The 18,985-nt window shown below is 68.7% G+C and carries 19 protein-coding genes and 2 pseudogenes; 7 read left to right on the forward strand and 14 right to left on the reverse strand.

What is annotated here, in order from left to right:
- Positions 1 to 98: 98 nt before the first annotated feature.
- The 7 genes and pseudogenes from IEY91_RS42640 to IEY91_RS16535 form a co-directional block, all read right to left on the reverse strand.
- Positions 99 to 1,283 (reverse strand): annotated as a pseudogene (locus IEY91_RS42640) (condensation domain-containing protein); the annotation flags it as partial.
- Between the two features lie 497 nt (positions 1,284 to 1,780).
- Positions 1,781 to 2,305 carry a GNAT family N-acetyltransferase gene (locus tag IEY91_RS16515; protein ID WP_164327864.1) on the reverse strand — a complete coding sequence of 175 codons (525 nt, stop codon included), beginning with the start codon at positions 2,303 to 2,305 and terminating at the stop codon, positions 1,781 to 1,783.
- 25 nt (positions 2,306 to 2,330) lie between these two features.
- Positions 2,331 to 2,720, reverse strand: a complete 390-nt coding sequence (locus IEY91_RS42645; protein ID WP_373287959.1) for a hypothetical protein — start codon at positions 2,718 to 2,720, stop codon at positions 2,331 to 2,333.
- 58 nt (positions 2,721 to 2,778) lie between these two features.
- Positions 2,779 to 2,997 (reverse strand): P-loop NTPase family protein, encoded by a 219-nt coding sequence (locus tag IEY91_RS42650; RefSeq protein WP_373287960.1) that lies wholly within the window; start codon positions 2,995 to 2,997, stop codon positions 2,779 to 2,781.
- Between the two features lie 31 nt (positions 2,998 to 3,028).
- Positions 3,029 to 3,355, reverse strand: coding sequence for a DUF1048 domain-containing protein (locus IEY91_RS16525; protein WP_164327863.1), 327 nt, complete (start codon positions 3,353 to 3,355; stop codon positions 3,029 to 3,031).
- Between the two features lies 1 nt (position 3,356).
- Complete coding sequence (locus tag IEY91_RS16530) at positions 3,357 to 3,713, reverse strand: DUF1048 domain-containing protein (RefSeq protein ID WP_189174541.1); 357 nt, start codon at positions 3,711 to 3,713, stop codon at positions 3,357 to 3,359.
- A complete protein-coding gene (locus tag IEY91_RS16535) occupies positions 3,710 to 4,036 on the reverse strand; it encodes a PadR family transcriptional regulator (RefSeq protein ID WP_164327861.1) in 327 nt (108 codons plus the stop codon). The genes IEY91_RS16530 and IEY91_RS16535 overlap by 4 nt, the downstream gene beginning before the upstream one ends.
- A 713-nt stretch (positions 4,037 to 4,749) precedes the next feature.
- On the opposite strand from IEY91_RS16535, the gene IEY91_RS16540 reads away from it, so the two are divergent.
- Complete coding sequence (locus IEY91_RS16540) at positions 4,750 to 5,352, forward strand: HutD/Ves family protein (RefSeq protein ID WP_189174542.1); 603 nt, start codon at positions 4,750 to 4,752, stop codon at positions 5,350 to 5,352.
- 146 nt (positions 5,353 to 5,498) lie between these two features.
- Here the strand turns inward: IEY91_RS16540 and IEY91_RS16545 are convergent, their stop codons facing one another.
- On the reverse strand, positions 5,499 to 6,356 hold the full coding sequence (locus IEY91_RS16545) for an oxidoreductase (RefSeq protein ID WP_189174543.1): 858 nt from the start codon (positions 6,354 to 6,356) through the stop codon (positions 5,499 to 5,501).
- 118 nt (positions 6,357 to 6,474) lie between these two features.
- On the opposite strand from IEY91_RS16545, the gene IEY91_RS16550 reads away from it, so the two are divergent.
- Positions 6,475 to 7,401: a LysR family transcriptional regulator gene (locus IEY91_RS16550; protein WP_189174544.1), complete on the forward strand. Its 927-nt coding sequence runs from the start codon at positions 6,475 to 6,477 to the stop codon at positions 7,399 to 7,401.
- Positions 7,402 to 7,438: 37 nt separating this feature from the next.
- On the opposite strand, the gene IEY91_RS16555 is transcribed toward IEY91_RS16550, so the two are convergent.
- Positions 7,439 to 8,422 (reverse strand): BtrH N-terminal domain-containing protein, encoded by a 984-nt coding sequence (locus IEY91_RS16555; protein WP_189174545.1) that lies wholly within the window; start codon positions 8,420 to 8,422, stop codon positions 7,439 to 7,441.
- Positions 8,423 to 8,660: 238 nt separating this feature from the next.
- Here IEY91_RS16555 and IEY91_RS16560 point away from each other — a divergent pair, with 238 nt between their 5' ends.
- Positions 8,661 to 9,068: a hypothetical protein gene (locus tag IEY91_RS16560; RefSeq protein ID WP_189174546.1), complete on the forward strand. Its 408-nt coding sequence runs from the start codon at positions 8,661 to 8,663 to the stop codon at positions 9,066 to 9,068.
- A 170-nt stretch (positions 9,069 to 9,238) separates the two neighbouring features.
- Here IEY91_RS16560 and IEY91_RS16565 read toward each other — a convergent pair whose 3' ends face one another.
- Positions 9,239 to 9,685 (reverse strand): TIGR03086 family metal-binding protein, encoded by a 447-nt coding sequence (locus tag IEY91_RS16565; RefSeq protein ID WP_189174547.1) that lies wholly within the window; start codon positions 9,683 to 9,685, stop codon positions 9,239 to 9,241.
- A 196-nt stretch (positions 9,686 to 9,881) separates the two neighbouring features.
- A complete protein-coding gene (locus IEY91_RS16570; RefSeq protein ID WP_189174548.1) occupies positions 9,882 to 10,310 on the reverse strand; it encodes a VOC family protein in 429 nt (142 codons plus the stop codon).
- Positions 10,311 to 10,396: 86 nt separating this feature from the next.
- Between IEY91_RS16570 and IEY91_RS16575 the strand changes: the two are divergent.
- Together IEY91_RS16575 and IEY91_RS16580 are read left to right on the forward strand one after the other, a co-directional pair.
- Positions 10,397 to 11,143 (forward strand): annotated as a pseudogene (locus IEY91_RS16575) (IS5 family transposase); the annotation flags it as partial.
- A 231-nt stretch (positions 11,144 to 11,374) separates the two neighbouring features.
- Positions 11,375 to 11,524, forward strand: a complete 150-nt coding sequence (locus IEY91_RS16580; RefSeq protein ID WP_164327853.1) for a hypothetical protein — start codon at positions 11,375 to 11,377, stop codon at positions 11,522 to 11,524.
- A 598-nt stretch (positions 11,525 to 12,122) separates the two neighbouring features.
- Here the strand turns inward: IEY91_RS16580 and rph are convergent.
- The gene (rph, locus tag IEY91_RS16585; protein ID WP_189174549.1) at positions 12,123 to 14,723 is read right to left on the reverse strand and encodes a rifamycin-inactivating phosphotransferase; all 2,601 of its coding nucleotides are present in this window, start codon (positions 14,721 to 14,723) and stop codon (positions 12,123 to 12,125) included.
- Between the two features lie 391 nt (positions 14,724 to 15,114).
- Between rph and IEY91_RS16590 the strand changes: the two genes are divergently transcribed.
- Entirely contained in the window at positions 15,115 to 15,660 is a 546-nt protein-coding gene (locus tag IEY91_RS16590; RefSeq protein ID WP_189174550.1) for a hypothetical protein, read from the forward strand.
- 72 nt (positions 15,661 to 15,732) lie between these two features.
- Positions 15,733 to 16,398 (forward strand): alpha/beta hydrolase, encoded by a 666-nt coding sequence (locus IEY91_RS16595; protein ID WP_189174551.1) that lies wholly within the window; start codon positions 15,733 to 15,735, stop codon positions 16,396 to 16,398.
- Between the two features lie 74 nt (positions 16,399 to 16,472).
- Here the strand turns inward: IEY91_RS16595 and IEY91_RS16600 are convergent, their stop codons facing one another.
- Positions 16,473 to 17,576, reverse strand: coding sequence for an amidohydrolase family protein (locus IEY91_RS16600; protein ID WP_229697012.1), 1,104 nt, complete (start codon positions 17,574 to 17,576; stop codon positions 16,473 to 16,475).
- Positions 17,577 to 17,619: 43 nt separating this feature from the next.
- Complete coding sequence (locus IEY91_RS16605; RefSeq protein WP_189174552.1) at positions 17,620 to 18,675, reverse strand: LacI family DNA-binding transcriptional regulator; 1,056 nt, start codon at positions 18,673 to 18,675, stop codon at positions 17,620 to 17,622.
- Between the last annotated feature and the right edge of the window lie 310 nt (positions 18,676 to 18,985).

The raw sequence follows: 18,985 nt of genomic DNA on the forward strand, positions 1-18,985 counted from the left end.
CGAGCGTCGTCTCCGGCGAAGCCGTCTCCGCCCAAGACGTCTTCGATGAGCAGGTGCGGGATGTCGTTCTCCGGCAGCACGCCGACCGTGTCGGTGGCGGTCAGTATTAGGCGCGGGCGGGCGTCGGAGAGGATGTGGTCCAGGCGCGTGCTCGGGTACTTGGGGTCGATCGGCAGGTAGGCGGCGCCGGACTTGAGGATGCCGAGCATGCCGACGACCAGGTCGGCGGAGTGCGGCAGGGCCAGGGCGACGACGGTCTCGGGGCCCACGCCCCGGCCGGTCAGCTCGCGGGCGAGCCGCTCGGCCCGCGCGTCGAGCTCGGCGTAGGTCAGTTCCAGGTCGTCGCAGACCAGGGCGGTCGCGTCCGGGGTGGCCGCCACCTGCCGCTCGACGAGCCCTGCGACGGTCAGCTCTGGCGTCGGCGCCGCGGTGTCGTTGAACGTGCGCAGGACCCGCTCGCGCTCGTCGTCCTCCAGAACGTCCGCCAGGGCGACCGGGCGGGCCGGGTCGCTCGTCAGCTGCCGGATCAGGCGCTCGAAGCGGGCGGTCACGGCTTCGGCGGTGGACCTGTCGAACAGGTCGGTTGCGTACTCGAGGTAGATCAACAGACCCGGTTCGTCCGGGTCGTTGAAGAAGTTGAATTCCAGGTCGAACTTGGCGGTCGGCGTGGAGAGCGGCCCCAAGTGCGCGGTGACGCTGCCGGGCAGTTCCTCGTCCACACTGAGGCTGACGCCGTCGCCCCGGTGGCTGGCCGCAGGCGGGCGCGGCCGGTCGGCGGGCAGCCGCATCGGCTGCGGCACCCCGGTCAACTCCTCGCGCCAGTAGCCGATCTGGGCAGAGAGCACACTCTCGGGGTCACTCTCGCCACCCAGCAGCTCGCGTTGCCGGAGCGTGTAGTCGACGTACTGGACCGGCAGTTCGTCCCAGCCCGGCTCCTCGCCGCGTACCCGTGCGGTGTACGCGGTCGCCAGGTCGCGGGCGAGGGGCACCGCGGACTCTCCGTCGCAGGCGACCGTCTCCTCGGCCACCTCGGCCAACGGAACACCGAGGCATAACTCCTCCGCCGACAGCACACGTTGAGCGGGCGCACCGGCGGCGTCCTCCACGATGAGCGTGCGCAGGCTCTCATGGCGTGTCACGACATCACGGACCGCCTCGGTGAGCCCCGCCACGTCCAGGCCCCCGGTGAGCCGGATGAGGAAGGGCAGGTTGTACGTCGCCGACGGCCCCTGGAACCGGTCGATGAACCACAGGCGACGCTGCGCGAAGGACAGCGGAATCATGACGGAGTGCTCCTGTTCGGCTTCGGATTGCGCAGCAGGGGTGGCGGTCTCAATTCCCTGCTCCGTCGGGCGCCTTCGGGCGTCATGGCACCCTCCCCCGCACTCCGATCAGGGCGCACGAAATTCACGGTCGGTGTTCGGGGATGCTCTGCACGGCAGCGCGCGAGGTACCGCGATGCGATACAAAAACCGTAACTCCGAAGCGGCTCATTCGATCCTGCACACCCGGTTTTCGATTCCATCACCGGCGCTTATGGAACGCGCACATGAAGCAGCGTCACGAGAATCAGGCAGTGTCGTGCGAATGCTGAGGAGCGGGAAATCAACGCTCGGACTCGGTTCGTTCGGCTCGCCGATTGCGCACCGGCCCACGAAGGCCTGCGACGCGGCACCCGCACACGCAGCGAGCCCCGCGGCCGGATGGCGGCGGGGCTCATGTGTGCGGTGGGGTTGGGGGCATCCTGCCGCCCCCGACCGACGACGAACGCGGGCGCTTCCTATTCCCCGCCGTCCCGTACGGACTTCTCGAGGAGCGTGAACGACTTGACCGTGCCGCCCGGCTGCGGCTTGCCCTCCTTGTGTCCGGCAACCTGATAGCCGGCGTTGAGGTAATACGTGGTCAGGCGTGCGTTGCCGGCCAAGCAGTCCAGACGTACCAACGTCCGACCCGCCTCAGCCACGCGGCGCTCCGCGACTCGCAGAAGCTGCCGTCCCGTCCCGGCCGGGACCCTGGTGTGGTCCACCATCAGGCGGTGCACGTAGCCGGCGGTCGGCGGCTGAGGGCCCCAGGCGTCCTCGTCCTCCCACCACAACTCCCAGGCCCCGACGACACGATCGGCAGCCTCGGCGAGCCACACCTCCCCGTTCTTCATGATCCGGCGGAAGTGGCCCTCGCCCAGTTCACCAGGCTGCCACTGACCAGTGATGCCCTGGGCAAGCATCCAGCGGGCAGCGTCGTCGCGCAGACGCACGACGGCGGCAAGGTCGGCGTCGTCGGCCAGACGGAAGCGTAGATCGTTCACGCCGCGATCCTCGCACAGGGCCTTCTCAGGCGATCTTGCGGCGGTAGGAGGCCATTGGCAAGGGCGTACGCCACGACGAGGACACCGACGCACCAGGCGACGGCGGTCCAGACGTCGGTGCCGACCGGTGCCGACCGGCTGTTGGGCGAACAGGTCGCGGATCGTATTGACGATGGGCGTCGCCGGCTGGTGATTGGCGAAGGCCGCCACCGGGGCGGGCATGGTCTCGGTTGGCACGATCGCCGAGCTGAGGAACGGCAGGAAGATGAGCGGGTAGGCGAAGGCACCCGCGCCCCTCGACCGCCCTCCACACCTCGACACGCCCCTGGGGATCGAGCCCGGCCGTCGGCTCGTCGAGGAAGATGACCGGCGGGCTCGCGATGATGCTCATCGCGATGTCGAGGCGGCGGCGCATGCCGCCCGAATACGTCGCTGCGCTGCCCGCCGCGACCCGCTTCGGTCAGCGAGAAACGTTAGAGCATGTCGTCCGCGATCCGTCCCGGGTCCTTGAGGTGCCGCAGCTTGGCGACCAGTACGAGGTTCTCCCGCCCGGTGAGGATGCCGTCGACGGTAGTGAACTGCCCGGTGAGGCTGATGGATTCCCGTACGTCCGCGGCCTGCGTGGCGGCATCGAGGCCGTTGACGCTGACAGCCCCGGCGTCGGCCCTGAGCAGGGTGGACAGGATCTTCACGAGTGTGGTCTTGCCGGCCCCGTTGGAGGTGTCACTTCTCGGCCGTGCCGGGCTCCCCGCTGATGGACTCCTGATAGATGTCCGCGTTGGTGCGCGAGTCCTTGACCAGGTCGTCGCAGAAGGCAGCGACGTCGTTGCCGATGAGTTCAAGGACTCCCTTGCCGGCCGCCACTCCCTCCTCGAAGAAATCGACGATCCCTGGAAGCAGGGGCCCGTCAGGCAAGTCGACCGGTCCGACCTTGAAGAAGTACCTCTGAATCTCCTTGTAGACGATCTGGTAGTCAGCCGGCAGCGCGTGGACCCGCGCCATGTGCGCCCGCCACTGCTTCTTGCCCTCGATGATGTCTTGGATGCCCATGTCAGCCTCCTAGCTGGCCCAGTTTCTTGGCGACGTTCCTGTTCAACTGCTCGCGCCACCGGTCGCGATGGGTCCGGGCCTCTTGTCCGCCGGTCAGCGCCACACAGAAGCCCTTGATGTCGTCGCCGAGCACCTCGTGAATGCTCTGCCCGTCCGCCGCTGTCTCTTCGAGCAGCCCCAGGGCGCCATCAAGAATCGGCGTCAGATTGCGACCCGTGAAGTCCGAGTACGGGGAGAGGTGAACCTTGATCTGCTGCCATGCCGCCCGGTAGTCGGCCGGCAATTGCTCGGCCCGGGCTTCGAACGCCTTCCATTCCCTGGTGATGTCGCTGCCCGTCATGGTCGCCCAGAAGTTCATCGCCCACCCTCCTTGAGCTTGTCGATGCGTGATGAGACGTACTCCCATTTCGCCCAGAACGTCGCGAGTTCCTTACGCCCCGCGTCGTTGAGCGCAAAGAACTTGCGCGGTGGCCCCATTCCGGACGGCCGTTTCGTCACCTGGACGAGCCCGTTCCGCTCGAGTCGCAGCAGGATGGTGTACGTCGTCCCCTCGACGACGTCGGTGAAGCCGAGTTCGTTCAACCGACGCGTGATGGCGTACCCGTAGGTCTCCTCGCTGCTGATGATTTGAAGCACGCAGCCTTCAAGCGTGCCTTTCAGCATCTCCGTCAGATCGTCCATCGCGGGCCCTCTTCGATCTCCCAGTACTGCGTAGCACCGAGTACCACTACACAGTACCACGTAGTAGTGGGTCAATACGTGGCCCGCGAGCCCTCTGTCGGACAGGGTTTCGCCGCGGTCGATGATCGGAGTCGGAGTCGGAGTCGATCATCGGAGTCAGAGCTGAAGCGTCATCGGCCCGTGGGCCCGGCTCACGGCGCAGAGGCAATTACGGCTTGGGATCCGAGCACTACGGCGACGACGAGGCAGGCGACGGCGATGCCGACGGCCGTGCGCCGCCCCTGATGAAGCCGACGGGGCAGGACAAGCATCAGAGCCGCACTGATCCAGGAAGCGGACACGAGCCGGGGAAGCCATGTCTCGGCCCGGTCGTTCACCCGGTAACAGTGATCAGCCCGCCGCCCGGTCTCACCGAAAGAGGAGAGACAGTCACTCCCGAAGTTCTCGGTGCTCAGCCCGACGATCCCCCACCACACGGTGACCAGAACAGCAGCGGCCACCGCGACACCGAAGACCAAGCACCCTCCAGGGCGACGCGCCAGGCCTGTGTCCGCTGCCGGAGACATGTCACGAGTCATGACGTCGCACCCTACAGAGCGGGGCGTCGTATCCGGAGTGGGACTCCTCCCGTCGGATGAGGCACCCGCCTCTCCCCTCCTGGTCGGCACGTAGGCTGTGGCCGGCCGGAAGACGGAACAAGGAGGCGGCGTCGGATGGGCGGAGATGTTCTGCGCTGGAGCGAATACCGCACCATGCCGTGGAAGAACGGCGGCGGTACGACCCGGGAGGTCGCGTCGGGCACCCTGCAAGCGCCCCCGGCCTCGGCGGAGCCCGCGGACGGCTTCGATTGGCGGGTGAGCATCGCGGACGTGGACGCGGGAGGCCCCTTCTCTCCCTTCCCCGGAATCGACCGCGTGATCACCCTGGTCGAGGGCGAAGGCATGGTGCTGACCGTGGACGGGACCCAACAACTGGTCGAGCCGTTGAGCCCGTTCGCCTTCTCCGGCGACGCGGTGACGGACTGTCGGCTGAAGGCGGGCGCGGTACGCGACATGAATGTGATGACCCGCCGGGGCCGGGCGACGGCACACGTGCAGATCATCGCCCTCGCCGCCGCACGGGAGACGGAGATGACGTACGTCGCGGACGAGACCCTGCTCATCATGGCCGCCACCGAAGGGATAACCGTCGGTGGACCGGACGGACGGGAGACCGCGCTCGGCCGCCTCGACTGTGTACGTCACGAGGGCCCGGGGGCGCTGACTCTACGGGGCGACGGCGCGGTGGCCGAGATCAGGATCACCGCGGCGCGCTGACGGTGGCGGGGCCGGAGGCAGGCGGCGCGTAAGCCTGCGGCCGCGGAGTGGACCCCGCCATGGAGCGGGGGCGACTCGGCCCGACCCGTGAACTCCGGGGCGCCGCCCTACTCACTCCGGGTCGCCGCCCCACTCAGAGTTGCGCGTCACTCAGAGGCGTGCGCGTCCGCAGCCTCGTCGAACGCCGTCGCCCGCGCCGTCTTCTCCCAAGTCGCGATCTCCGTACGCACCGCGTCGAGGTGGGCGACCAGCGCGTCCACGGAGTCGTCGCCGAGCGGCAGCCGCAGCGGAGTGTTGTCGGCCTCCAGGGCGGCGATCACCGCGGCGGCGGCCTTCGCGGGGTCGCCCGGCTGCTCGCCGTCGCCGCTCTCGACCATGCGGCGGGTGGCGCCGACCGTGGCGTCGTACGCCTCGTTCTCGATGCGCCCGCTGGAACTCGCGTTGCCGAACAGTCCGGTGCGGAACGCGCCCGGCTCCACGACCAGCACCTTGATGCCCAACGGACGCACCTCGTCCGCCAGCGCCTCCGACAGGCCCTCCAAGGCGAACTTGGTGGCGCTGTACGCGGAGAACCCCGCGAACGACAGCTGCCCGCCCACGCTGCTCAGCTGCACGATCGCCCCCGAACGGCGGGCCCGCATGTGCGGGAGCACGGCCCGGACCAGCTCCGCCGGGCCGAAGAAATGCACGTCGAACAGGTCGCGCAGTTCGGCGTCGGTGGTCTCCTCGGTGGCGCCGACGTGGGTGCGGCCCGCGTTGTTGACCAGGACGTCGATCCGCCCGTGCCGGGCGACCACGTCCTCGACGACGGCCCGGCCGGCAGGCAGGTCGGTGACGTCGAGCGCGACCGCCTCCACCCGGTCCGGGTGCGCGGCGACCAGATCCGCGAGCGCCTCGGGCCGCCGCGCGGTGGCCACCACGACGTCTCCCGCCGCGACCGCGGCCTCGGTGAACGCCCGCCCGAAACCACTGTTCGCCCCGGTGATCAGCCACACCTTGTTCATGGCACCTCCCTCTGCATCACGTCGACTTGACCTCGACGACCTTTCGCCCTCGCGGTGAAGGGAACTCTGCCGCTGCGACTACTCCCCCGTCCAAGACCTCCCGTGATAGCCATGGGTTATGGACGTCCACAGCAGGGATCTGCGCTACTTCCTCACGGTGGCCGAGGAGTTGCACTTCACGCGCGCCGCGGAGCGGCTGTTCGTCTCACAACCCGCGCTGAGCAAGCAGATCCGGCTCCTGGAGAAGGCGCTGGGCGCGCCGCTGTTCGTACGGGACCGGCGTTCGGTACGCCTCACGCGCGCCGGAGAGGCGCTGGTGCCGCACGCCCGGCGCGTCCTGGAGGCCTGGGAGGAGGGCCAGGCAGCGCTGGAGGAGGCGAAGGCGGCGGAGGGCGCCCGGCTCGTCGTGGGCATGAGCACCAGCCCGGGGCGCGGCGGCCTGCTGCCCGCCGTCAGGTCGCGCTTCACCGCCGCCTTCCCGGACGCCGAGCTGATCCTCCGTCAAGTCGGCTGGGAGGACGCCACGGCGGGCCTCGCCGACGGCGGCAGCGACGTGGCGTACGTATGGCTGCCGCTGCCCGAGCCACACCGCTACGGCCACGTCGTGGTGGCCGAGGAGCCCCGGCATGTCGCGCTCCCCGCGGACCACCGGCTCGCCGGGCGCGACACCGTGGCGCTGGACGACCTCCTCGACGAGCCGTTCCTGGCGCTCCCGGAGTCCGCGGGCCCGCTGCGCGACTACTGGCTCGCCCCGGAGGCCCGCGCGGGCCGCCCCGTACGGATCGGGGCCGTCATACACAGCCCCGACGAAACGTACGAAGCACTGGTCGACGGCCGCGGCGTCTGCCTGCTCGCCGCGGGCAACGCCCCACTCCTCACCCGAGGCGACGTCGTCACCCGCCCGGTCACCGGCGTCTCCCCGTCCTGTCTGGCCCTGGCCTGGCGCGCGGACGACACGCGACCGCCGGTGCGGGGGTATGCCCGCGCGGCGACCCAGGTGGCCGCGCGTACAGAGGTCTCGCCACGGGCCACTTCGGCTACGTGAACTCCCGCGGCAGCCTGACCACGTTCTCCCTCACTGCCTAGAGCAGGCTGAGTGCCTGCATCGCATCGCGTTCGATGCGTGAGAGGTCGTGGAGGATGGAGCCGGCCTGCGTGAGGTGCTTCGCGTCGCCGGATTCTCCTGCTGTCGCGACGAGTGCGGCCACCTGTGTCCAGAGGGTGGCGGCCTCGGCGTACAGGCTGTGGCCGGTGCGCAGGTGACTGCTGTCGATCAGTTGGGCGCACTCGGCGAGGAAGTCCCGGTAGAGGTTGCGGAACAGGGCTCCGCCCGTGCCGGCTCGCTCCATGAGGACGGCGGCCCGTGGCAGGTCCTCACGCTGATTGTCGCTGCGCTCCAGCCACTTCGGCACTTGCTTGGCCGTCTTCTCGATGCCCCGGTGGCCCAGGTTCGCGATGGGCGGGTTCAGGAAGGCATGGGCGCAGGTCTTGATCGCGGGGATGATCCGGTCCTGCGGTGACGTCGGGCCGCTGGGTGCCGTGATGGTGAAGGAGCGGTGCTTGGCGGCCATGGGGCCGCGCTCGGCCCTGGCCTTGGCCAGACTGGCGAGGCCGGTGGTGACGGCTCCGCCCTGCGGGTCGGTGTCCACCAGGTAGGCGTCCTGTGCGTCGTAGCCGTACATGGCCACGACGTGCCCGCCGAAGTGCACCTTGGTGCTGAAGTAGTCCAGGTGGTAGCTGTCGAGCTGAAGGCCGACGGGCCTGCCGGCGTCGATGGGTGCCGCCACGTTCTGCCATGCCTTGCGCGGAGAGGTGGTCTCCCCGACCAGCAACTCAAGGCCGAGCGCGGCGGTCAGGTTCTTGGTGAGTTCGAACGGCTTGACCCGGCCTCCCAGGAAGGGGAAGCCCATGGCTTTGCTGTCCCAGTAGATGAAGGACAGCCCGGAGCCAAGCCCGAACAGCATGGGCTCGGACAGGTCGAGCCCCTCATGCCGCAGCAGCACGCCCAGCGCTGTCGTCTCACAGTGCTGCATGCCGCGGGCATCGATGTCTTTCACCAGGGTCATGTCGCTCATTCCTCCTCCCCCACCAGACGACAGCGTTGCAGATGTACGTGCCTGCGTCTTTACCGGCTTCCCCGGGCTCGTGACGGTGCCGTGGCGGTCCGGGGTCGGAGCGTGGCGGGGGCGTGACAGGTCGGTGTCAGGGGTGGGGGCGACCTTGGAGGCGTACCAAGTTCGGCCGGGCCGGGAACGGCTCGGCAGGGCTTATCCATCACGCACAGCTTCTCGAGGAGCAGACATCATGGGCATCACCCTTAACGACCAGGACAAGCTCACCCTTCAGACCGCCGCCCACGGCGCCGTCTACCTGATGGCCTACGCCGCCGTCGCCCACTCGCCCCACCGGGCCGCCACCAACGGCAGCTTCGCCCTGTACTCCGCGACCGGCCAGGTCGGCCACGTACTCGCCGAAAAGCCCAAGGGCATGAAGCTCAACGGCAAGTCCACGGCGGAGATCGCCGACGAGGTTCTTCCCGCCCTGACGGCCGCCATGGAGTTGCTCAAGAAGCAGGACCTCGCCGAGGCCGACAACTTCCGCAGCACCGTCACCGTCGCCGTCAAAGCCGCCGCCCAGACCCGCAACGCCCAGCCCAGCCCCGCCCTCGCCGAGATGGCCCGCAAGATCACCCAGGCGATCGACGCCGCCTGATGCACGAGGGCCGGGAACATCCGGCCGGATCTCCACGCCTGGCGAATGCGCCGCCGCCCGGGGTGATGCGGTTCCGGAGACCGGACAGAACTCACGTTCTGTCCGGTCTCGGCTGCGTTCGGGGCCGTACCTCGTCGAGTCGGCGGAGGCGGCCGGGACGGCAACACCCATCAGATGGCGCGGCCGAAGTAGGCGGCGAGGCGGTCGAGTTCGGGGGCGTCGTCGGGGGCGGGCTTGGAGGGGCCGAACATGCCGGTCCGGACGCGGGCTTCGTCGGGGAAGTTGCCGTACCAGCCGGCCATGGCGGCCTTCACGGCGTCCGGGTCGCCGGTACGGTCCTGGCCGGTGGCCGTGGCCAGGTCCCAGCCGTGCAGGACGGCCTCCAGGAGGTGCAGGTCCGCGATGCGCGGGCCCATCCCACCGCCGGGCAGCGGCATCTGGCGCTGCAGGGCGCCCTCGGTCTGCCAGGCGGCGAGTACGTCCGTGGCGCCCTTGGCGTACACGTCGCCGGGCTGCTGGTCGCCGATCTGGTCCTGGGCGAAGAGGGAGAAGTCGGGGCCGCCGCCCTGGGCGAGGGTGACGTAGTAGGGGTTGCCGGCAACTGGAGAGTGCCCCACCTTGCGGCCAGCTTCTGTCCGCAAGGCGAAACGGGCAGGACCCGACCCACTCGGAACATCTGGCTCGCCCATGCTTTGCGGGTATTGCGGACAGTTATTGTCCGCAATACCCGCAAGCCTCCGTGGCTTCATATGCCACTGGATCCAGTAGGAACGCCACCGAGGTCAACAAGCTCCTCACCGAATGGGAGGACGCTCAGTCGACGCAGAATTCGTTGCCCTCGATGTCCTGCATCACGATGCACGAATCGTTGCCGTCATACAGAAGCCGCACCCGTACCGCGCCGAGCGCGACCAGTCTCGTGCACTCGGCTTCGAGCGTGGCGAGGCGCTCTTCGCCCACGAGCCCGGTGCCGACCCTCACGTCAAGATGCACCCGATTCTTGACGACCTTGCCTTCGGGCACGCGCTGAAAGAACAAGCGCGGGCCCACACCTGAGGGATCGCCGCAGGCGAACCATGAACCCTGATCCTCAGGAGGCCGGGAGCGGTCGAAATCGTCCCAAGTGGCGAACCCTCCCGGTGGCGGCGATACGACGTACCCCAACACCTCACACCAAAAGCGAGCGACACGCTCCGGTTCCGCACAGTCAAAGGTGACTTGGAACTTCTTGATCGACGACATCGGCGCACCATAACAGGGGGTCTTTGTCGCTCAGAGGTCGCTTTTCTCTGTGGTGCGGTGTTATCTCTAGTTTTGCTTCCACTGATGGTCTGGTGCTGGACTTCGGACGGCCGCCCCGGCACGACCTGCGCGAGATCATGAACGCCATCCTGTATGTGGACCGCACCGGCTGCCAGTGGGCCTACCTCCCGCACGACTTCCCGCCGCATCAGACGGTCTACGGCATCTTCGCCCAGCTCAACGGGCTGCTGCGAGAGCTGGTGCGCCAGCAGGAAAGGAAGGCAAGCACCGCCACCCCTCGGCCTGCGTGATCGACGCGCAGAGCGTCAAGACCTCCACCTCCGTCCCCGCCAGAACGCAGGGCATCGACGCGGGCAAGAAGATCGTGGGCCGCAAACGCAGCATCATCACCGACACCCTCGGCCTGCTGCCGGCGGTACTTGTCACCGCGGCCGGCGTGCAGGACTCCACGGCAGGCCGCCGCCGACCACCCCAGTCTGCGCAAGGTCTGGGTCGACGGCGGCTACCGCAAGCACTTCATCGATCACGCCGCTACCCTCGGCATCGACCTCGAAATCGTCCAACGCACCCCCGGGACCAGGGGCTTCACCCCGATACCGAAACGCTGGACGGTCGAGCGGACCTACGGCTGGCTGATGCTCCACCGCCGCCTGGCGCGTGATTGCGAAACTCACCCTCACCGTTCCGAAGCCATGATCCACCTGGCCATGACCGACCTGATGGCCCGCCGCCTCACCGGCGAGAACACCATCTCCTGGCACGACCCGACATCACCGGATCAGATTCGCATTCCGGACCCTTTGGCTGGTTAAGCCACACTAGGCACGTCCCCGGATCGTGGGGTGCAGCCCGACGCCCTCCTAGGGTGAACACACCCGCTGGCCCGGCGGCTGGGTGGAGGTTCGTTCGCCCCTGAACGGGCCTCCACCCTCGCGGGTCTCTGGCTGATAAAGAAGCGTGAACGCGGCGCGCCGGTTGGGCTGCCCGGCCCTGTGACGTGCAGGATCCACCCGTCCGATGATCACAACACGGGGAGGGAACTCATGACCCGCACCATCCGCCGCACAGCCCTCGCATTCGCCGCCCTCGCACTCGGCACCTTCGCCTGGAGCTGGGTCAACAGCGAGCCCCAGGCCGGCGACACCACCGTCACCGCCGCCTGGATGAAGTCCGGGGGGCACCACACCAACTAGTCGAGACGGCGCCCCGGCCCGCGGGCCGGGGCGCTGGTGCGTGCGACCTGCCGGACTGGGAGACAGCGCGGACAAGTTGGCGCCGGGGTCCCGTACTGGACGGTGCTGCGTGACCAGCGATGGGAGCGCATCTGGAAGGCCAACCCTGCCATCGCCGCCCGCTACGACAACCCCGTGCAGGCCATGCGAGTGGACAAGGGTTTCGATCGAAACCCTGCGTACTGACGATCCAAACTTTTCGACTGAAACGTTTGCACGCCACCGTGCCGTACGTGCCTCACGAACCCCCAGATATCAGTGAGGCACGCGGGACCACTGGCCCGGTCCCTCACATACCTGCACCCTCCAGGCACCAGCGCGACGTCGACAACTTCGACCTTCGCTTCAGAAGGCGTGCGCGCTTTCAGCGCCGCCCAGGCTCCGATGAGGGCCCCGAAAACCGCCGCTAGGGATCCAATGATGGCCTCGGCCATGTCCCGAACCCTGGTTTCTGGCACAGGCGCACGGTAGTGCGGCGACCACCACGGCTTCGCCCCGCCGGTTTGAAGATGGGTTCTCATTTCCCGGTGTGGATCCGCATGTTGCCGGTAGGGCTTCCTCAGGGAAGGACCTCGACGTACCCATCGGTCCCGTGCACACGGATCCGCTGCCCGTCCCGGATCAGCCGCGTGGCCTTCTCCACGCCGACGACGGCCGGCAAGCCGTACTCCCGGGCGATCACCGCGCCATGGGTCATCAGGCCGCCAACCTCCGTCACCAGGCCCGCGATTCCGACGAACAGTGGCGACCAGCTGGGGTCGGTGAAGGTCGTGACCAGGATGTCGCCCGCTTCGAGATCGGCCTCCGCCATGTCAAGGATGACGCGGGCCCGTCCCTCGATGGTCCCGGCGGACACCGGGAGGCCGATCAGGGCGTCGGCCGGAGCGTCGTCGCGCCGGTACGCCCCGTTGAAGGCCTCGCCATCCGATGTGAGGACCCGGGGCGGCGTGAGCGCGTCGTACGACCGGAACGCTTCCTTGCGCTGCTGGATGAGCTGGTCGTCCGCCTGGTTCGAGCGCGCGACCTCGTGGAGTTCCTGGAACGTGAGGTAGAAGATGTCCTCCTTGTCAGGAAGCACGTCGGCTCGCACGAGGCGCTCGCCCTCTGCCAGCAGGGCCTGCTTGTAGACGAAGTAGCGGCTGATGATGCCGTACTTCGGGTACTCCCGGTATCCGATGAAGGTCCTGACCTGGTCGATCATCCGCTTGGCCGCGTCGGCCTTCTGGTCCCCGTCCGGCAGGGCCCGCAAGCGTGACAGCACGTCGTGTTCCTTCTTGTGCGCCTTCTGCCGGCCTTCCTCGAAGCGCCGCTCGGCGGCGCCCGGTTCGAAGATCCTGACGTTGTCGAGGATCACGGGCACGAGCGTGGTGGGGCGCTCGCGCCAACGCGGCCTCGTGATGTCGATCTCGCCGACGCAGCGCATACCGTACCGGTCCAGGTAGGCCTCGATGGCGTCGCGCGCTGCGGTCCCGCCCTCGAGCTTCGCCAACTCGTCCAGGAAACCCTCGTCCTCGACGCCCCGCAGGAACGCCACCACCTCCGGATGGGGGCGGATCACGTCCGCGACGTCGAGCAGCGCCAGTCCCATCTCCGACGTGACGTTGTCGGGGGCGGACAGCGTCAGCGTGTCAGCGGCGTTCTTCTCGCCCAGCCACTCCTGCAACTTGTCGTTGAGCCACCACGTGGCCTCCATCCCCGCCATGATCGCCTGCATGCTCAGCGGATCGCCGAGCACCCGCTTGTGCTCCTCGAAGGCCTCCAGGAGGAAATCGAACAGCGCCGGTCCGGTCTTCGTCCGGATGTCGCGCTCCAGCGCGGCGATGGACACCTGGCTTCGCTCGATCAGCTCGGTGACGATGGCCGGGTCGGCCTCAAGGGGGGCGGACGCATCGCCGGCTCGCGGCCCGCCGGGACGACCCGCGTCCGGGAGCGCCGGGACGAAGTCGTCGCGGTCGAGTACGGTCTCCAGCGCGTCCCTGGTCAGCGGATCGCCTCTCCCCATCAGGTCCAGGAGACCGGCGCGGCCCTCCGGCGCGGCAAGGCGCCGGGCGACGTCGACGAACAGCCTCCCGCCGGCCTCCTGCATCGCAACCATGGCCGTCAGCTGCCACATGGAGAGCCCCAGGGGCTTCATGGGGTCGGTCATCATCTGCTGATGACCGACGGACACGTATACGTGATTCTCCTGGTCGTCGGCCTCGGGGATGGGGAACAGCGTCGTGATCGGCCGGCTCTGCACGATCTGGAAGCCGTCGTCGACCAGGCACCACTCGATGTCCTGCGGGCGGCCGAAGTGCGCTTCGATGCGCCGCCCGAGCTGTACGAGCCGTACGACCTGCGCATCCGTCAGCGCCGGCTGCTCCTGCCGCTGCGGGTCGATCGCCACCTCCTCCGTACCACCGGCCCGCAGGGCGTGAACGGCTCGCTGCTTGGCGGCGATCGCTTTGGAAACGACTTCCCCGTCGCACACCTTGAAGACGTCCGGGTTCACCAGGCCGGAGACCAGGGCCTCACCGAGGCCGAAGCCGGCGTCCACGGTGGCGACCTTCCGGTTGCCCGTGACAGGGTCGGCGGTGAAGAGGATGCCGGATGCTTGCGGGAAGGCCATCCGCTGCACGACCACGGCCATGTGGACCGTACGGTGGTCGATGCCGTGCCGCCGGCGGTAGGTCACGGCCCGCTCGGTGAACAGCGATGCCCAGCACCGGCTGACGTGCTGGAGGATCGCTGTCGGCCCCACGACGTTCAGGTAGGTGTCCTGCTGGCCGGCGAAGGAGGCTGTCGGCAGGTCCTCTGCCGTCGCGCTGGATCGGACGGCGTACGCGGTTTGCTCGCCGTGCTGGGCGAGCGCGCGGGTGATCGCCGCCGCGATGTCGCCCGGGATGGCGACCTCTTCGATGGTCCGGCGGACCTGCGCGCTGAGCGAGCGGACCGCCTCCCGGTCGTCCGGGTTCACGCGCGACAGCCGATCGAGCAGATCGTCGACCGACGGCGCTTCCACCATCACCCGCCGGAAGGCGTCCGTCGTCACGCAAAATCCACACGGCACGCGGACGCCTTCGATCCGCGACAGCCCGCCGAGGTGCGCGCCCTTACCGCCGACGACTGCGAGCTGCGTCTCGTCCACCTCTTGAAGATCCAACACGTACTGCTCGGTCACTGCGATACCTCCGAGGTAGGGAGACCGTACGGCTGGCCGCTCCGCCCAGTCGGGCGGCAGGCACCCATTTCCACAGGTGGCGGCCTCGGCCGACGATTCTGCGCCGTACCCCGGGCCTTGTGGCAAGCCCCCTGGTGCGCTATAAGTTGAGAGTGGCGAGGAGAGAGAGTGCTCCTTGCCTTTTCTTTTTGCCGTCCAGTGAAAACCGCCGAGCTTCTCGCGAAGCAGTGGCGCGCCGACTGTCGCACTGGGTGGTCCGCATGGGACACCCGGACCACTTGGAGCTCGCCTGGACCGGCTCGGGAACCGTTCGCCTGGATTCTGCGTACCCTCTTGAGGCGTTGTCGGCTGGTAGTGAGGGAAGCGAATGAGAGCACGGACGATGGTGGGCGTGGCGGTATCCGCCTGTGTGGCGCTGGTGGCGTGCGGGTGTGGTCCCGACAAAGCGAAGGACGACGCGGACGCGAAGCCGTCGAAGTCTTCGCAGCCGTCCACGTCCACGCGGACCGAAGAACCGTCGGCCACGCCGTCGGCGTCCGCTCGAACCAAGAAGCCCTCGGCCAAGCCGACCGGCGACCAGCCCGCGCCCAGGACGAAGCAGGGTGCGATCCAGCGCTACGAGCAGTACCTCCACGCCCTGGGCCGCGAGGACATCGACACGGTCTGCGAAGTGGCCGCGCCCGCCGCGAAGAAGGCACAGGACGAGGGCGTCGGCCCGTGCACATCGACGTACGCCACCGTGTTCAAGATGATCTCGCCCACGCAGAAGAACGCCCTCAAGACCGCGACGGTCGACCCACAGCGCGTCGCCGTGCGCACACCCGACAAGATCGAGATGCCGGTCGCAGCGGTCAGGTCCTCCGCGACCTTCACCGAGAGCGACCTCGGCAACTACACCTTGGAGTACCTCAAGAACAACTGGTACATCACCGACTGACCCCGGCCCTCGCCGCAGGCCGGGTGCGCGCGGTTCGCCCGGACGGGCCTGCTCCACCGGTATACAGGGGGAATGGCAACCTTCGTACTCATCCACGGCGGCGGCGACAGCGGCTGGGCCTGGCATCTCCTCGAGGCCGAGCTGCGCACGCGGGGGCATGAGACCGTTGCCCCGGACCTGCCGTCGGACCGACCCTCCGCGGGACTCGGCGACTACGCCGACGCCGTTGTCGGGGCCGTCGGCGAGCGGCGGAATCTCGTGGTCGTCGGCCATTCCTACGGCGCGTTCACCGCGCCGCTGGTGGCCGACCGGCTCCCGGTCGACGTACTGGTTCTGCTGGCCGGGATGATCCCGGCCCCGGGCGAGCGGCCGGACGACTGGTGGGAGACGACCGGCTGCATCCAGGCCAGGGACTCCGCAGGTCTTTCCGCCATCGAGGACCCCTTCGAGAGCTTCTACCACGATGTTCCGCGCAAGCTGGCCGAGGAGTCCATGCGCAGGGAGCGGCAGGAGTCCTCCCGGGCGGGCAGCGAGCCCTGGCCGCTGGCGGCCTGGCCGGACACGCCCACAAAGTTCATCGTGTGCAAGGACGACCGCTTCTTCCCGCCCGAGTTCTTCCGCGGTCTGACGCGAGCGCGCCTGGGCCTCGTGCCCGACGAGATCGGCGGCGGTCACTGCGTAGCGCTCAGCAGGCCGAAGGAACTGGCGGACCTGCTGGAGGGGTACCTCCAGGGATGACCGCCGTACGAGGCAGTCCAGTCCGGCCGCCGCGATCGCATCGAGTTCTACCGACACTCCGACACATTGGGGACTCAGTCGAGCAGTCGGCCTGCGGTGAGCCGTCGTAGGTTGCCTGCGAAGATCGCGGTGCGTTCGTGCGGGGCGAGGTCCATGCGGTTCACGTCCGCGATGGAGGAGCGGACGTACCCCGGTCCCTTTTCGGGGTCGTAGGGGCTGTCGGAGGCGAAGAGGACTCGCTCGGGGCCGAAGAACTCGAGGGCGCAGCGCAGGGCGTGCGGGGCGCCGAAGAGGGCGGTGTCGGCGTAGAACATCCGGAAGTAGTCGAGTGGCCGCTTGGACAGCGGTGGTCCTTCGATGTCGGCCTGCTGGTCGGGCGGGGTGCGGGAGCCGAGTTGGTCCCAGCCGGGGCCGATCCGCCCGGAGAAGTGGGGGATCATGCTGCCGCCGTGGTGGATGAGCAGCTTCAGTGAGGGGTGGCGTTCCAGGATGCCGCCGAAGACGACGCGTGCCATGAAGGCGGACAGGTCGTACTCCCAACCGAGGGTCCACCAGATCTCGTAGCGGGAGCGTTGCTCGGCGGGATAGTCGGGCCAGGTGGCGTTGCGGCAGGGGTGGACTTGCACGAGAACGTCCAGTTCGGCGGCGCGCGCCCAGAACGGTGCGAAGCGGTGCTCGTCCAGGGAGTGGCCCCGCACATGGGTGTAGATCTGGACACCGACGGCACCCAACTCACCTACCGCTCGGTCGAGTTCGGCAACGGCGGCGTCCACGTCGGTGAGGGCGACCGCGGCGCAGAAGCCCGCGAACCGGTCCGGGTGCCTGGCGGTCAGATCCGCCAGGGCGTCGTTGGCCATGCGGACGTAGTGGGCGGCGGAGCGCGGCGTACCGAAATCCTCGGCGGGCGGCGCGGCCAGGTTGATCAGCTGGCGGTAGCCGGGGAACTCGTCCATCTGGCGGAAGCGCACGTCGAGGTCGACGAGGGCGGGTATGTCCATCACCCGGCGGCGGAGGTTGGCCAGGGCGGGCACGTCGTCGAGGGCGAACAGCCGGTCGGCGCAGGTTCTGGGGAGGATGTGACAGAAGGCGTCGATCTTCTCGTCCACCGGCTGTTGTGGGCGGGCTGCCGCCGCGCGGCGGGGTGCGGGTGCGGTGGGCGTGCTGGCGTGGTCGGTCACGGGCTTCCTCTCGCGGTGGTGGAAGGCGGTGCGTCGGGAGGGGTCACGGGGCTGATGCCGTGGATTCGCGCGGTATGAGGGTGGGGGCGTGCACGAGCGAGCGGACGGGACGCTCCTGCATGATCCGCAGCAGCATGTCGACCGCGCCCCGTCCGATCTCCCCCAGCGGTACGCGCACGCTGGTGAGGGAGATCGGGAGCCGGGCGGCCAGGGGGGTGTCGTTGTAGCCGACGACGGACAGGTCCCGGGGGACGGCGAGGCCGTGGCGGCGAGCGGCGGCGAGCGCACCCACCGCGGTGTTGTCGTTCACCGTCACCAGGGCGGTGGGACGTTGACCGTCCGGCAGTGCGAGGAGTTCGGCCGCGGTGCTCTCTCCGCTCTCCATCGAGAAGCCCGAGGAGCGCACCAGGCTTTCATCCACCTCGATGCCCGCTTCGGTGAGCGCCTCGCGCAGGCCGGCGACTCGGCCGAGGGCGTTGGAGGCATAAGGCGGTCCTGCGATCATCCCGATCCTCCGGTGTCCCAGGTCCAGGAGGTGACGGGCCGCCAGGTAGCCGCCGAGCCGGTCGTCGCCCACGACCGCGGGGCTGTGTCCGTCGGTGCGCAGGGCCAGGACGTAGGGGGTGCCGTCGGCGGCCAGTTCGGTCAGGAAGCCATCGGAGGCGTCGAGCCTCGCGGTGGCGAGGATCAGCCCGTCCACTCGACGGTTGAGCAGCAGCCGGCCGAGTGCTGTCTCGGCTTCGAGGTCGTCGCGGGTGGTGGCGAGGAGTGCGTCGAGGCCGTGGTCGCGGCAGGCTTCGGCGATCTCTTCGTACAGCATGGCCATCACCGTGCCGGTGATGCTGGACATGACGACGCCGATCGTGCGGGTGCTCTGCCGGCGCAGGTTGGCCGCGGCCGGGTTGGGGGTGTAGCCGAGCTGTGCGGCGATCTGTTTGATCCGGGCCGCGGTGTCGCTGCGGGAGAAGGGGTGCCGGTCGTCCAGCGCCCGGGAGACGGTGGACGGGTTCACTCCTGCCGCGCGCGCCACGTCGGCCATGGTCGGGCGGCGGCCCGTTCCTCGCCGGGGCGGGGGTGGGGTGGCGGTCGTTCCGGTCATCGGACTCCTCCCTGGGTGGGTTGCTCGTGCGGTGCTCTGGTCTCGCGGACAGTTCCCTCGCCGCCCGCGAAGCGCCGGGATGCGCCGCCAACTCGCTTGCGTGCATGGGTCGTTCGTACGAGTACGGGGTTGACGGATTCACCGTGGCGACTCCAGCATACATACGAACGCGCAAACGAATGCACAACTTCCGCACCCGAGTGACGAGTTGAGAGTCCGGCCGCCGGTTGTGCCCACCCTTGTATGCATGGAGGTGTCCAGCCTTGCCCCCTTCATTTCTGTCGAGCCCCCGATTTCCGTCGAGCCCCAG

It is taken from the genome of Streptomyces lasiicapitis, assembly GCF_014646335.1.
Classification (GTDB): domain Bacteria; phylum Actinomycetota; class Actinomycetes; order Streptomycetales; family Streptomycetaceae; genus Streptomyces; species Streptomyces lasiicapitis.